The sequence below is a fragment of the Halomonas sp. SIMBA_159 genome (assembly GCF_046536035.1).
GTDB lineage: Bacteria > Pseudomonadota > Gammaproteobacteria > Pseudomonadales > Halomonadaceae > Vreelandella > Vreelandella venusta_A.
Window position 1 is genome coordinate 18,340 of sequence record NZ_JAWJBT010000033.1, and the last position, 12,811, is coordinate 31,150.

Genomic DNA, 12,811 nt, shown 5'->3' on the forward strand with positions numbered 1-12,811 from the left:
TTAAAGTTAACTTATATGAAACTGGCAGAGATGCAATGCGCGGCAAGCCGCTCTCGGAGCCTTGTTCGACCCATAAAAAAGCGCCCCCTGGCGTTAACCAGGGGGCGCTTTTCGCTAACCCGTGACGCTCATTGCGCTTGCGGGAAGCTTATAGGCCAGCGGCCTGACGCAGCGCGTCTGCTTTGTCAGTTTTTTCCCACGGGAAGGCTGTAAACGTCTCGGTGTGCGTTTCGCCTTTGTCGTCTACCCAGCTGTAGCTGTGCTCGAACGGCTCGCGGCCAAAGTGGCCATAAGCCGCCGTCAGACGGTACATCGGGTGCAGCAGATCCAGCATCTTGGTGATCGCGTAAGGGCGCAGATCGAAGTGCTCGCGCACCAGATCAACGATTTTCGCGTCGTCGATTTTGCCGGTACCGAAGGTGTCGATAGACACCGAGGTAGGCTCTGCCACGCCAATGGCGTAGGAGACCTGAATCTCGCACTTGTCAGCCAAGCCCGCTGCTACGACGTTTTTCGCCACATAGCGGCCAGCGTACGCGGCGCTGCGGTCTACTTTCGACGGATCTTTGCCCGAGAACGCACCGCCACCATGGCGCGCCATGCCGCCGTAGGTATCGACGATAATCTTACGGCCGGTCAGGCCACAGTCGCCCACCGGGCCGCCAATCACGAACTTGCCGGTCGGGTTGATGTGGTACTGGGTATTGGCATCCAACCACTCAGCGGGAATCACCTGCTCAATGACTTCACGCTTAATCATTTTGCGCAGGTCTTCTTGATCGATTTCCGGGTCGTGCTGAGTCGACAGGACAATCGCATCCACGCCACACGGTTGACCTTCGGCGTTATAGCGGAAAGTTACCTGGCTCTTGGCATCCGGACGCAGCCACGGCAGCAGGCCGTTTTTACGCAGCTCCGCCTGACGCTCGACCAAACGGTGCGAGTAGTGGATCGGCGCTGGCATGAACGAATCGGTTTCGTTCGTGGCGTAGCCAAACATCAGGCCCTGGTCGCCCGCGCCTTGGTCTTCCGGCTTGGTACGATCAACGCCCTGAGCAATATCGACACTCTGCTTGCCAATCAGGTTGATGACGCCGCACGTGGCACCGTCGAAGCCCACCTGAGAAGAGGTGTAGCCGATATCGGTAATCACATCACGCACCAGCGTCTCTAGATCCACCCACGCGGAGGTGGTGATCTCACCGGCAATAATGGCAACGCCCGTCTTCACCATCGTTTCACAGGCAACGCGGGCCTGTTTATCTCGGGCGATAATGGCGTCTAGCACCGCGTCTGAGATCTGGTCGGCAATCTTATCGGGATGGCCTTCGGAAACGGACTCGGAGGTAAACAGGGAATATTCGCTCATCGCGCACTCGACCCTCTGTATGACGGCTGCTCTGTTATGACCGCAGCATCAGCAGGAAATCATGGCAGGAAGTTCCCTGCCCGTATAAAGAAGCGGCACCATCACTTTCACCACCACTTCGGGAGGCAAAGTCTACACGCTGTTGCAAGTTCTTCCCAGAACGTGCCCCTGAGAATTTGCCGCCGCCGGGGAAGTCAGCGACAATAGCGCCTTTATTCTTTCCGTTTTCAGGCGAGGAGCACCCCCATGCCGTCCCGTTTTGAGCTGGCCAATGCCATTCGCGCCCTTTCCATGGATGCTGTTCAGAAGGCCAAATCCGGCCACCCTGGCGCCCCCATGGGTATGGCTGATATTGCCGAGGTGCTGTGGAATGACTACCTCAAGCACAACCCCGAAGACCCCAAGTGGGCCGATCGTGATCGGTTCGTGCTGTCGAATGGTCACGGCTCCATGCTGCTCTACTCGCTTTTACACCTAAGCGGCTATGAGCTGAGCCTGGAACAGCTGCAAAACTTCCGCCAGCTGCATTCGCCCACCGCTGGCCACCCGGAGTTTGGCTACGCTCCCGGCATCGAAACCACCACCGGCCCGCTGGGCCAAGGCTTTGCCAACGCGGTGGGTTTCGCGATTGCCGAAAAAACCCTGGCCGCGCAGTTCAACCGCCCCGGCCATACCATCGTTGACCACCACACCTGGTGTTTCTTGGGCGATGGCTGCTTAATGGAGGGTATCTCCCACGAAGCGGCGTCCCTGGCGGGCACTCAGCAGTTGGGCAAACTGATTGCCCTTTACGACGACAACGGCATCTCTATCGATGGCGAAGTCGAAGGCTGGTTCACCGATGATACGGCCAAGCGCTTTGAGTCCTACGGCTGGCACGTGGTGCCGAACGTCGACGGCCACAAGCCTGAAGAGATCAAGGCGGCCATTGAGCTGGCGAAGAGCCATGACGACAAGCCAAGCCTGATCATCTGCAAAACCATTATCGGTTTTGGTGCCCCCAACAAGCAGGGCAAAGAAGAAGCTCACGGCGCACCGCTGGGTGACGAAGAAGTGGCCCTGGCACGTAAGCAGTTGGGCTGGGAGCACGCGCCTTTCCATATCCCCGAGCCGATTTACTCCGCCTGGGATGCCCGCGACGCCGGTAAAACGCGCCAGCAGGAGTGGGAAGCGCGTTTTGCCCGCTATGCGGATGCCTTCCCTGCGGAAGCGAAAGAGTTTGAGCGCCGCATGAAAGCACAGCTACCTGCTGAGCTCTCCACCCCCGCTCTGATCGAACAAGCTCAGGAGAAAGGCGAGAGCATTGCTTCGCGTAAAGCCTCATTTGAGGCGCTGAACGTGATTGGCCCGCAAATGCCGGAACTGCTCGGCGGCAGTGCTGACTTAGCGCCGTCTAACCTGACATTCTGGAAAGGCGCGAAAGCGATCACCCCCGACGATGCCAGCGGCAACTACCTGCACTACGGTGTGCGTGAATTCGGCATGGGCGCGGTGATGAACGGTATCGCCCTGCACGGCGGTTTTGTGCCGTATGGCGCGACCTTCCTGATCTTTATGGAGTACATGCGCAACGCCGTGCGTATGGCGGCGCTGATGGGTCAGCAGGCTATCTACGTGTTTACCCACGACTCTATTGGCCTGGGTGAAGATGGCCCGACGCACCAGCCGATTGAGCAGCTCACTAGCCTGCGCACCACGCCGAACCTGAACACTTGGCGCCCCTGTGACGCCGTGGAGACCGCCGCTTCCTGGGATGCCGCGATTAAGCGCCACTCCGGCCCGACGGCGCTGGTGCTCTCGCGCCAGAACCTGCCGCACCAGCAGCGTACCAAGGCCCAGCTCGCGTCTATCCAGCGCGGCGGCTATGTGCTGAAAGATAGCGAAGGCACCCCAGAGCTGATCCTGATTGCCACGGGCTCCGAAGTCTCTCTGGCGATGGACGCCGCGGCCGAGCTGGAGCAGCAGGGTAAAGCCGTGCGCGTGGTCTCCATGCCGTCCGCTTACCGCTTTAATGGCCAAGACGCTGACTACCGTGAAAGCGTGCTGCCCAAAGCTGTCACCAAGCGTATTGCTATCGAAGCTGGCCATGCCGACTACTGGTACAAATACGTTGGCTTAGATGGCCGCGTGATTGGCATGACCACCTTTGGCGAGTCGGCCCCGGCTGGCGAGCTGTTCAAGCACTTCGGCTTTACCGTCGAGAACATTGTTAAACAAGCCAATGAGCTGCTGGGTTAATCCCCCACTCACAGGTCACGCAGTGCGGGCATCGCGATGCCCGCACTAAACGGTCTGCTATGGCTAATTAGCTACTGGTTAATCGGAGAAGTGGTCATTCACTTCTCCGGTTTACCCATCTCTTCTGGGGTGGTGGGCATGCTGCTGTTGTGCGCCACCCTCGCTATGATCGGCAAAGTTCCCTCCAGCCTTGCTGCCGCTGCCCAACCGCTGATTGCGCTCCTGGCTATGCTGATTATGCCGGGCGTGGTGGGTGTGTTCTTTATTCTGGATGAGCTGGCGGGCCAATGGCTGGCCATTGTGGCCGCCCTGCTACTCGGCACGCTGCTCAGCGTGTTCACCACGCTATGGTTACTAGCGCGTTTGATGGGACGCAGCCATGCTGACTAATCTGCTGCCCACCTTAACCGCAACGCCTTTACTGGCCGTTGGGCTAACGGTGGCCGCTTATTTGGTGGGCAGCGCAGTTTTTATACGGCTGGGTAAGCCCTCCTGGCTGCCCGCTATTTTGATCGCGGCACTCCTTTTGGCCGCAATACTGGCGCTGCTGGGGCTGCCTTACGCCACCTACCAGCAAGGCGCTACATGGCTAACCGTGCTGTTAGGCCCCGCTACGGTGGCGTTGGGCATGCCGCTGTATCAACAACTGCCGCGTATTCGTGAACTATGGCGACCGCTAGCTGCCTGCCTGCCCATTGCTGCTGCTTTGGCAGCTTGCTATGCCTTGGGCATTGCGTGGCTGTTGGGAGCAGGCCCAGACATTTTGGCCTCCATTGCGGCAAAGTCGGTGACCGCGCCTATTGCCATCGGCATCACCGAACAGCTCGGCGGCAACGTTGCGCTGTTAATGGGCTCGCTGCTAGTGACCGGCGTGCTGACCATCCCCTTTGTTAGCTTGGCGGCTCGGCTACTACGTATCAACGATGAACGCATCATCGGTTTTGCGCTGGGGCTCAATGGGCACGCCATTGGTACCGTGCGGGCGTTTGATATTAGCCCTACCGCCGGGGCGTTTGCCTCGCTCGGAATGAGCCTAACCGGTATTTTTACTGCGCTGCTGTTGCCGCTGGCGTGGCGGCTAGTGGGCATCGGGGCTGGGTAAGCAACCCCCGGTGAAATACGCTATCATCGGGCCACTTTTTCTAAGAGCCGCATCGCAACATGGCTAACGCTTCCACTAAATATCGCATTGCTATCAATGGTTATGGGCGCATTGGCCAGTGCGTGCTGAGAGCACTGGTGGAACGCCAACACCCAGAGCTTGAGGTGGTGGCGATTAATGAGCTTTCTGACCTCGCCACCATCACGTATCTCACCCGTTACGACACCACCCACGGACGCTTCCCTGGTGAGGTGGATAACGATGGCAGCGCCCTGCTCGTCAACGGCCAGCGCATCCACGTGCTGTGCGAACGCGACCCGCAAGCACTGCCCTGGGGTGAACTGGATATCGACTTGGTGCTGGAGTGCTCGGGAAGCTTCAAGGATCGCGCCACCGCCGAGCAGCACTTAACGGCTGGGGCCAAGCGGCTGCTGTTCTCCCAGCCCGCTGAAAACGATGTGGATGCTACCATCGTGTGGGGCATCAACGAGCATGAGCTTGCCCCCACCCAGCGCATTCTCTCTGCGGCGTCCTGCACCACTAACTGTTTAGTGCCGCTGCTTACCGTGCTGGATGAAGCATTGGGTCTGGAGCACGGCGTCACCACCACGATTCACTCGGCGATGAACGATCAGCCGGTGATCGATGCGTATCATCAAACCGACCTGCGCCTAACTCGCTCTGCCATGCAGTCGATTGTGCCGGTGGATACCGGCTTGGCAGTGGGTATCAGCCGCCTGATGCCGAGCCTGGCCGGGCGTTTTGAGTGCCTGCACGTGCGGGTACCCACCATTAACGTCTCTGCTATGGATGCCGCACTGACCGTACGCCGCGACACCAGCGCCGCCCAGGTGAACGCGCTGCTACACAACGCCAGTCAGCAGCGCTTACAAGGGGTGCTAGGCTATACCGAAGCCCCCATGGCATCGATCGATTTTAATCATGACCCCCGCTCTGGCATTCTAGACGCCACCCAAACCAGGGTGGCTGGCACACGCTTGATCAAGCTACTGTGCTGGTTTGATAACGAGTGGGGCTTTGCCAACCGCATGCTGGATATCAGCCAGCGCTTGGCAACGTTTCGCTAATTGATGGGTAGCATCACCTAGCGCTCTTACATTCGCTTGAACACGAGGAAACCGCTCACATGAACGTGCAAAAAATGACCGACCTGCCCCTGGAAGGGCAGCGCGTGCTGATTCGTGAAGACCTGAACGTGCCGATCAAAAACGGCCGTGTTTCCAGCGATGCCCGCCTTCGCGCCGCACTGCCGACCATTCAAGCAGCGGCCAAAGCGGGTGCCAAAGTGATGCTCATGAGCCATCTGGGCCGCCCCACGGAAGGCGAGCCTGCTGAGGAGTTCTCCTTAGCTCCCGTGGCCGAACACCTTGGCGAGCTGCTGGGTAGCCCCGTCAAACTGATCAACGACTACCTCGACACCGCGCCCACGCTCAGCAACGGCGACGTGGTGCTGCTTGAGAACGTGCGTTTTAACAACGGCGAGAAGAAAGACGACGAACAGCTGGCCAAGCAGTACGCCGCGCTGTGCGATATCTTCGTGATGGACGCCTTCGGCACCGCCCACCGCGCTCAAGCTTCTACCCACGGCGTGGCCCGCTTTGCGCCCACCGCCTGTGCAGGCCCACTGCTGGCCCAAGAGCTAGACGCACTGGAGAAAGCCTTAGCGAACCCGGCGCGCCCGATGGCGGCTATTGTGGGCGGCTCCAAGGTCTCCACGAAGCTCGACGTGCTGACCGCACTCTCCGATAAGTGCGACCAGCTTATCGTCGGCGGCGGGATCGCCAACACCTTTATCGCGGCGGCAGGCTATAATGTGGGCAAATCGCTCTACGAAGCCGACCTGATCGGTCAAGCCAAAGCGCTAATGGAGAAAGTCTCTATTCCGCTGCCCACTGACGTTGTTGTGGCTACTGAGTTCTCTGAATCCGCAGAAGCAGTGGTTAAACCGGTTGACCAGGTCGCTGATAACGAGATGATTCTGGATATCGGCCCGGACACCGCTGCCCACTTGGCCAGCCTGCTCAAAGATGCTGGCACTATTTTGTGGAACGGCCCTGTGGGCGTTTTTGAGATTGATCAGTTTGGCAAAGGCACCGAGGTACTCTCTCATGCCATTGCTGACAGCCGCGCATTTTCCATTGCCGGCGGCGGTGACACCCTCGCCGCGATTGATAAATACGCCATTGCCGACCGTATTTCCTATATTTCCACCGGCGGCGGGGCGTTTTTAGAGTACGTTGAAGGCAAACAGCTACCGGCTGTTGCTGCACTTGAAGCTGCGGCCAAGCGCGGCTAATACGTAATAATTGAACTTGCACGCTCACTGCACCCGTTCACACTGACAACCTATAAGGTGACCCCATGGCTTTAATTAGCATGCGCCAGATGCTCGACCACGCCGCCGAATATGGCTACGGTATCCCCGCGTTCAACGTCAACAACCTTGAACAAATGCGGGCTATCATGGAAGCCGCCGATGCTACCGACTCTCCGGTGATCGTGCAGGCCTCCGCTGGCGCGCGCAAATACGCGGGTGCCCCTTTCCTGCGCCACCTGATTCTGGCAGCGGTGGAAGAGTTTCCGCATATTCCGGTAGTGATGCACCAGGATCACGGCACCAGCCCTGCGGTATGCCAGCGCTCTATCCAGCTCGGTTTCTCCTCCGTCATGATGGACGGCTCGCTGGGTGAAGATGGCAAGACGCCGATGGATTACGACTACAACGTTGACGTCACTCGTCGCGCAGTAGAAATGGCCCACGCCTGTGGCGTCTCTGTAGAAGGCGAGCTGGGCTGCCTGGGTAGCCTGGAAACCGGCATGGCCGGTGAAGAGGACGGCATTGGTGCCGAAGGCAAGCTGGATATGGAACAGCTGCTAACCGACCCCGAAGAAGCCGCTGCGTTTGTAAAGGCTACCCAGGTCGACGCCCTCGCAATTGCCATTGGCACCAGCCACGGCGCGTATAAATTCACCAAGCCGCCGACCGGCGACACGCTCTCTATTCAGCGTATCAAAGAGATCCACGCGCGCATCCCGGATACCCATTTGGTCATGCACGGCTCCTCCTCCGTGCCGCAGGAGTGGCTGGAAGTCATCAACCGCTATGGCGGTCAGATTCCGGAAACCTACGGCGTACCGGTTGAGGAAATCGTCGAAGGCATCAAGCACGGCGTGCGCAAGGTGAACATCGACACCGATCTGCGCCTAGCTTCCACCGGTGCTGTGCGTCGTTTTATGGCGGAGAATCCGTCTGAATTTGATCCGCGCAAATTCTTAAAAGAAACGGTCACCGCCATGCGTGATCTGTGTATCGCCCGTTACGAAGCCTTTGGCACTGCTGGCAACGCGAGCAAAATCAAGCCGATTAGTCTGGAAGCGATGTTCGAGCGCTACGAGCGCGGCGAGCTGGCTCCTAAAATCAAGTAAGCAGCTAAGCAATTAGCGACGCTAAGGCGGCCTTCGGGCCGCCTTTTTTGTTGCAATGCAGCACAAATAGGCTATTACTAGAGAGCGCCACCCCACATTTCTTCACCAGGCAGCCCTCACTATGAAGCACTCCCCAATGCCCCTGTTTACTCCGCCAACCGCCATGTTTGATGTGTGGAAGGTCGGAATGATGGGGATGGAACTATGGAGTTCGTCACTATCCACGATCGCCATGCGCCAACAGCTATGGCAAACACAGCCCTTTTTTAGCCCGTCTATGATGCGCGAAAACCAGCGCATGGTGACCGAAAAAATTGAGGCCAGCATAGAAGCTGGCCTCGTGATGCAAAAAGCATTTTTCAGCGCGATGAGCGGTCAATACGCCCCCTGGTGGATTACCAGCCAGAAAGCGATGAAACCTTATCATCAACGTAGTAGCGCCAACTCACGACGCCTCTCCCGCTAACGACAGCAAGTTACTCGTTATCGTCGTTGCTCTGCTCGTCTTCACCGCTTTCAATCGCATCTTCAGCGCTACCAGTACCACCTGTGCCGCCTTCGGTATTCTCACTTTCGGCATTCGTACTGGTGCTCTCTGTATCCGTGCCGTTAGCAGCGTCGGCATCGCTGCTCTCGGCGTCGGCCGTGTCAGTACCTTCTTCGGTGCTAGACGCTTCCGCAGCCGGCGTATCAGAGGAAGGCTGCTCATCGCGCTGAACAGATCCTGCCTTAATACCGTATTTCTCTTCTAGCGCCGCATCATCCAGCGCTTGGTGCTGCTCGCTATCGGCGTTGGTCTCAGGTTCTGCCAACACGCTAGCCGCAGAGGCCATCAGCGCGGTACCAAATACAAATGAGAGTAACCAAGGGTTGAATCGCATATATATCTCCATTTTATGGTTATTGCGGCGTCGCCTAACCACTATAGCTCTTCTCCTAGCGATTAACATAGATTGCCTTAAAAACCGGGTAGTTAACTTAATGATGACATGGATAAATGGCACCTAGGGGCGGGCTAACCGTAAAAAATTATAAAACAGTGTTCACAAAGTCCAAAAAATCTCGTTCAATAGCAGTCTAGTCGGCTTAAATTAACGCGAGTAGCGCTTGTAACGCTGCAAGGAATTCCCATGCCGCTTCCACTTCTGCTGTTTGATTGTGATGGCACCCTCGTCGATAGCGAACCCCTGCTTGCTGAAGAGATGGCCCGCGGCCTGAATACAGTGGGCCTCCCGTTTGCCTCCTCGGATTACCTAGGAGAGTTTCGCGGCGCTCGCTTTCGACGTATCGTGGCAGAACTGCAAACTCGCTATGGTGAAGTCGATGCAGACCAGCTAAACCGCATGGAGCAAACCATGCGCGCCAACTTGGCAGATCGGCTAGCCAATGAGTTAACCACGATTCCTGGTGCTCGGGAGTCACTTGACGCCCTCTCACGCTATCCAAGCGCGGTGGTATCGAACGGGCCGGAAACGAAGATTCGTACCGCGCTCAATGCCACTGGGCTAATCCAGTACTTCGGCCACCGCTTATTTAGTGGTTATACCGCTAATTGCTGGAAACCAGAGCCCTGTTTACATCTTCACGCAGCCAGTATCATGGGGTTTGCGGCAAAAGACTGCATTGCGATCGACGACGCCTTAGTTGGTGTTCGAGCAGCACTGCAAGCGGGCATGACAGTGATTCATTTGAATCGCTTTCCCGATGCCGAAGCAACACCGGAAGGCGCTATTATGATTAGCAATATGTATCAACTGCCCGCCGTTGTTGAACAACTGACCCACGAGCGATGGCAGGCCACCATGCCGCATCACTCTACAGAGAAATAGTATGGCTTCATTACGTGATCAGCTCGGTGGCCTTGTTTACTCTACCGAGCATGGCAAAACATGCCCCGACTGTCGGGCACCTATTGACGAATGCCGCTGTGAAGACACCAGCGAGCAGGCACGGCTTGCTACGTTAGATGGCATTGTGCGTATACGCCGTGAAACCAGCGGACGCAAAGGCAAGGGCGTTACCACCATTAGTGGCATACCGCTGCCTCACGGTGAACTCAAAACGCTGGCCAAAACGCTTAAACAGCGCTGTGGTACGGGTGGTGCGGTTAAAGAGGGTGTGATTGAAATTCAAGGCGATCATCGCGAAACACTACGAGATGCCTTAACCTCCATGGGTTATCAGGTAAAATTAGCTGGCGGTTGATGCTTCGTTATACAACGCGATGCACGACCTTAAGCTCATAGCTAAAGGGCAAGGCACGACAATGGTTTGGTTGGAATACCTGCTACCGCTCATCTTTTTGTTCCCCATGGCGGCGATGGGCGGCATTGTATTAGCCTTGCGTAGCCTTCACGATGCCCGCGTGCACTCCCCCTTTGACGCACCGCTGCGCGAGCCTGGCCAAGCTCTTCGCCACCGCTTGGATCAAGCCTTCTCTAGCCTATTTCTGAATGGCACTCTCGGGCCGTTAATCAGTCTCGCGCCGTTGGTCTACGGCATGGGACGTATGCTGTTTGTGGATAAACAGGATTGGGTCGAGTGGGCGCTGTATGGTTTGCTGAGCACGCTGCTGGTACTGGCCTTTTCATTACTGCTAGTACGCGACTACCAGCGCATTCGCCGCTTAAAACTTGGGCTTGCCTGCGAGCTGGCGGTGGGCCAGGAGCTGGAGCGCTTAGTGCGCCCCGAAGCGCATCCTTATTATGTTTTCCACGATGTACCTACCGACAGTTTCACTATCGATCATGTCGTCGTGACGCCTCATGGCGTGTTTGTGGTGGAAACCCGGGCAAGGGCGCTGGCGATTGGTACCGATGGCAAGGAGCTGAACTGTGTGGCGGTAGAGCGTGAGCGGCTACGCTTCCCCCACTGGCAGGAGCGGCGGCCGCTGCATAAAACCCGTCAGGGTGTCAGCTGGCTTACCCAATGGTTAGAGCGGCGCTGCGGCGTGCCCGTACCCGTGAAAGGGGTTTTAGTGCTTCCCGGTTGGGAAATCGACACAAGCGAAGCTGCGACAGATATCTTGGTAGTGAGCGGCGAGCAGCTTGCCCGCCAGCTTACCGAATTAACCCCAGGACAGATGAGCGATGCCATTCACGATAAAGTCATCCATATTCTGCTGGAACGGGCACGGCTGATGGAGCTCAAGCACCTCCGCCAGCCGTCCGTTTAACGAATGGCTCAGTCACCGCGTAAGCGGCCGCCCATCTCTTGAGCAAGATCGACCGCATAGTGGTCGGTCATCCCGCCAATGAAATCCAGCATTCGCCGGTAGCTGTCATAAAGTGTCCACGAGGGTAGCGGTGTATTCTCGCCAATTAACGCCAGCACCCGCTGGTGCTTGAAAGAGCTTTGCCCCGTGTGGTGCAACTCATGGGCCGCACCTATGAAAGCCTCTAACAGGATACCTAGCGTGGTGTAAGCACCAATCTCCAGCTTCGCCTTGCGCTCATTCTGGAAAATACGCTCACGAGCCAGCTGCTTGGCGGACTGCACACCCCAACCTAAATCCGGGTGACACAGCTCTAATAAATCTTCGCTGAGGGTGCCGCTGAGTAGCGCCTGCTCATGCTGTACAAATACTGCCCCCACATCGTTTACGGCCCGCTCCATGGCAGCACCTCTGAGTAGGGCGATACGGCGGCGTTGGGAGACATTTTTACGCTGCATCTCGGCATACTCCGGTGGGAACTCACCGGCAATTTGACGCAGAATCTCAACCACTTCCTCGTAGCGCAGAATGCCCATCTCCAGACCGTCTTCCAGATCTAGCAAGGCGTAGCAAATATCATCTGCCGCTTCGACAAGCCAAGCCAACGGGTGGCGACACCAGCGCTGCTCCCCTTGGGGAAGTAACCCAACCGCATCCGCGACCTCTTTTAACAGCCCCTGCTCTGACTGGTAGCAGCCAAACTTACCCGCACGACCGCTATAGCGTACCGTCCATGGGTATTTCAGCAGCGTGCCAAGCGTAGCCGCCGATAAGCGCATGCCACCGTTGAACTGGTTGTACTCAATCTGGGTAATCACGCGAAAGCCCTGAGCGTTGCCTTCATAGGTCAGCAGGTCTTCGCGCTCAGCCTCTGATAGGCCATCCAGCAGGCCACTTCCCTGGGCACGGCGAAACCAGTCGCGTATCGCGTACTCACCGGCGTGACCAAAGGGCGGGTTACCGATGTCATGGCCCAGACACGCCGTTTGCACAATAACGCCCAAATCAGCGGGGGTAATCCAGTCAGGGAGGCGGTCACGCAACAGCTCGCCCACAATCATTCCTAGAGAGCGGCCGACACAGCCAACCTCAAGGGAGTGGGTTAAACGCGTGTGGATGTGATCGTTTTCAGTCAGAGGGTGCACTTGGGTTTTACGCCCCAAGCGTCGGAAAGAGCCGGAAAAGACAATGCGATCATGATCTTTATGAAAGGGGCTACGCCCAATTTCCCGGGTGCTATCTGTTCGTTTATCGTGAAGGCGTCGAGGGGAAAGTAACTGATCCCATTGCATTTGTGTCATAGCGCTCCTCCTTGGAGTTCACATTCTGACATAAAAACGCGGACATAAAACGACAGATAGAAAAACAAAAAACCCAGCCTATTGGCTGGGTTCTTTGCGGTATAAGTGCCTGACGATGACCTACTCTCGCATGGGGAGAC

Annotated in this window: 13 protein-coding genes; 10 read left to right on the forward strand and 3 right to left on the reverse strand. The window is 57.1% G+C overall.

The features are described 5' to 3' along the window. Positions 1–148: 148 nt before the first annotated feature. Entirely contained in the window at positions 149–1,369 is a 1,221-nt protein-coding gene (gene metK / locus R0J87_RS17320) for a methionine adenosyltransferase (protein WP_044630435.1), read from the reverse strand. A 246-nt stretch (positions 1,370–1,615) separates the two neighbouring features. Here metK and tkt point away from each other — a divergent pair, with 246 nt between their 5' ends. From tkt to R0J87_RS17355, 7 genes are all read left to right on the forward strand, one after another. Next, positions 1,616–3,607, forward strand: a complete 1,992-nt coding sequence (gene tkt, locus R0J87_RS17325; protein ID WP_498887713.1) for a transketolase — start codon at positions 1,616–1,618, stop codon at positions 3,605–3,607. A gap of 36 nt (positions 3,608–3,643) precedes the next feature. Next, positions 3,644–3,997, forward strand: a complete 354-nt coding sequence (locus tag R0J87_RS17330; protein ID WP_498887714.1) for a CidA/LrgA family protein — start codon at positions 3,644–3,646, stop codon at positions 3,995–3,997. Next, a complete protein-coding gene (locus R0J87_RS17335; protein ID WP_498887716.1) occupies positions 3,987–4,709 on the forward strand; it encodes an LrgB family protein in 723 nt (240 codons plus the stop codon). The genes R0J87_RS17330 and R0J87_RS17335 overlap by 11 nt, the downstream gene beginning before the upstream one ends. Before the next feature lie 59 nt (positions 4,710–4,768). Next, positions 4,769–5,797: a type I glyceraldehyde-3-phosphate dehydrogenase gene (locus R0J87_RS17340; protein WP_404344414.1), complete on the forward strand. Its 1,029-nt coding sequence runs from the start codon at positions 4,769–4,771 to the stop codon at positions 5,795–5,797. 59 nt (positions 5,798–5,856) lie between these two features. Beyond that, a complete protein-coding gene (locus tag R0J87_RS17345) occupies positions 5,857–7,026 on the forward strand; it encodes a phosphoglycerate kinase (RefSeq protein WP_498887718.1) in 1,170 nt (389 codons plus the stop codon). A gap of 65 nt (positions 7,027–7,091) precedes the next feature. Next, on the forward strand, positions 7,092–8,156 hold the full coding sequence (gene fba / locus R0J87_RS17350) for a class II fructose-bisphosphate aldolase (RefSeq protein ID WP_404464686.1): 1,065 nt from the start codon (positions 7,092–7,094) through the stop codon (positions 8,154–8,156). 121 nt (positions 8,157–8,277) lie between these two features. After that, complete coding sequence (locus tag R0J87_RS17355; RefSeq protein WP_498887719.1) at positions 8,278–8,622, forward strand: hypothetical protein; 345 nt, start codon at positions 8,278–8,280, stop codon at positions 8,620–8,622. A 10-nt stretch (positions 8,623–8,632) separates the two neighbouring features. On the opposite strand, the gene R0J87_RS17360 is transcribed toward R0J87_RS17355, so the two are convergent. Beyond that, complete coding sequence (locus R0J87_RS17360; RefSeq protein ID WP_498887721.1) at positions 8,633–9,037, reverse strand: hypothetical protein; 405 nt, start codon at positions 9,035–9,037, stop codon at positions 8,633–8,635. A 249-nt stretch (positions 9,038–9,286) separates the two neighbouring features. Here R0J87_RS17360 and R0J87_RS17365 point away from each other — a divergent pair, with 249 nt between their 5' ends. The 3 genes from R0J87_RS17365 (at position 9,287) to R0J87_RS17375 (ending at position 11,331) form a co-directional block, all read left to right on the forward strand. Continuing rightward, positions 9,287–9,985, forward strand: a complete 699-nt coding sequence (locus tag R0J87_RS17365; RefSeq protein WP_498887723.1) for an HAD family hydrolase — start codon at positions 9,287–9,289, stop codon at positions 9,983–9,985. Between the two features lies 1 nt (position 9,986). Beyond that, a complete protein-coding gene (locus R0J87_RS17370) occupies positions 9,987–10,361 on the forward strand; it encodes a translation initiation factor Sui1 (protein ID WP_498887726.1) in 375 nt (124 codons plus the stop codon). Positions 10,362–10,422: 61 nt separating this feature from the next. Continuing rightward, positions 10,423–11,331, forward strand: a complete 909-nt coding sequence (locus tag R0J87_RS17375; protein WP_498887727.1) for a nuclease-related domain-containing protein — start codon at positions 10,423–10,425, stop codon at positions 11,329–11,331. Between the two features lie 8 nt (positions 11,332–11,339). Here the strand turns inward: R0J87_RS17375 and R0J87_RS17380 are convergent, their stop codons facing one another. Next, positions 11,340–12,671 (reverse strand): deoxyguanosinetriphosphate triphosphohydrolase, encoded by a 1,332-nt coding sequence (locus R0J87_RS17380; RefSeq protein ID WP_498887728.1) that lies wholly within the window; start codon positions 12,669–12,671, stop codon positions 11,340–11,342. Positions 12,672–12,811 lie beyond the last annotated feature (140 nt).